The organism is Fructobacillus durionis, assembly GCF_900112405.1.
GTDB lineage: Bacteria > Bacillota > Bacilli > Lactobacillales > Lactobacillaceae > Fructobacillus > Fructobacillus durionis.
Map to the genome: position 1 here is coordinate 1 of NZ_FOLI01000017.1, position 1,758 is coordinate 1,758.

Sequence of the window (1,758 nt, forward strand, 5' to 3'; positions counted from 1 at the left end):
CCAGAAGCTGCCTTTTCTAAATCTTCAACAATGCCATAGATTTCACTTAATCCCTTAGAAAATGATCGGCGCTTAGCCTTGGCTAATTGAATAACGCCTAGCTGCTTATATTGCATTGCCACACCAGAGGCATTACTTGCGAAGTTTTCATCCGAAACATCAGGCGTGCGAGAGAATGAGTGAATGTTCTTGTACAGGCGGTTCTTGTAAGCTTCAACACCAGCCGTATCGTATTGCTTATGAATGTAATCAGCAGATACTGTCGTCTGTTGACCAGAACCAGTAGAACCAGATTTCAAGAAGAGAGTACGAGCTTCTTTAATACTTGCCATTAGCTTCTTTTTTTGTTCAGCTAACTTTTCTAAGTATTCTTCATCATCTGGATTGCCAAACAATTCAGCACCATCGAGCAAATCATCAATGTCACCCTTAATAACAAGCATGGCATCGTTGCTATCCTGCATGTAGTTAGCCGTGTCAGACTGTGCAGCGTCATAAGCATCAATCAAGCTAATAACACCGTCGAAGTCACCCATTCGTTGGGTATTATTCCAAAATTCAACAACTGGAAGCGTGGATAATTGGTCCGTTTTAGTCACATTGTACCCATTAACAATTGTTCCATCAGCAATTGCTACAGGTTCACTAATTGTGTATTCACTATCTGTCCATGTCTCAATTACATATGGTTGATAATCTAGGTCGTCATCAATCTTTGACTGTTCTGTATAGCGAACGGCCATAATTGGTACTGGGTCCACGTCATTGGAATAAATCATAAACGTGTTAGTAGGGCTAAGCCGAGTAATCTTCTCGACATCCCCATCACGGTAGACATTAGCAAAAGCTCGCCCATACTTCGACATGTCGCTAAACAGGTCATAAAAGAGTGAATCCACACCATTTTCATGGTTAATCTTGTCTAACTGTTGGTGCTCATCCTCTTGGCCATTGTGGTCTTGATCAACACTAATATTAATTGGGTTACCAACTGAGAAAGCAGTATGAAAGTCGACAATTTCTTGAGCGAATGGATGACCTAATCGTACATCAGCACCATACTCATCAATACGACGACTAGCTTCGCTGTTAATCTTGGTATTAATACCCTTGTAATAACTGTCCAGATTAAGCAATCGAGGGCGTTGCTTGTTGTAATGGTGCTTGATGAATTCGCCCACACGTTTTGGCGTTAAGTTGTTAAGGTCTTCTTGATACTGCATTAACGCATGGTGCAAGTATCGTTCCGCCTTCGTTTGATAACCGTTATCAGCTTCTAGTGTTTCCATATACTACTCCTATCGCAATCCCAAATCATTGACTGCTTTGACACGTTCTCGATAATTCATGTACTTTCCTTGGCTATTAGTGAAGATGATTGGTTCTAGCGCATACCCTAATGCTTGAATAGCATGATCATTACCATCTTCTGGCTTGTTCAAGAACTTTCCGAACTTGTCCTTCTGATAAGCGAAGGTACTCATTTCATCAACTAAGAAACTAGCACTTGGGTGAATGTGGTATTTAAAGTTCTTCATGAACTCCATACGCTGTACATTCGAGTCTTTACCCTTGCCCACAGGAACAATCGTCTTAAGGCCTTGTGACTGCAATTCAGCAATTGTTCTTGGTTCTGCGCTATCGGCATACACCTTGCCCCTCAAGGCACCACTACGAGCTAATTTGCGAGCCATTGGTGAACTCAACATCCCCGTTTCGTAAAAGCCGTCATAGACGTATATATCATGGTCTTTCACT

At 41.7% G+C, this 1,758-nt stretch carries 2 protein-coding genes; both read right to left on the bottom strand.

Annotated elements, in window-relative coordinates; all coding sequences use genetic code 11:
* Nucleotides 1-1,289 (bottom strand): phage portal protein (locus tag BMZ93_RS06520; protein WP_091503351.1); only part of this gene is annotated, 1,289 nt, incomplete at its 3' end.
* A gap of 9 nt (nt 1,290-1,298) precedes the next feature.
* A partial coding sequence (locus BMZ93_RS06525; RefSeq protein WP_200769376.1) for a terminase large subunit occupies nt 1,299-1,758 on the bottom strand: 460 nt, incomplete at its 5' end.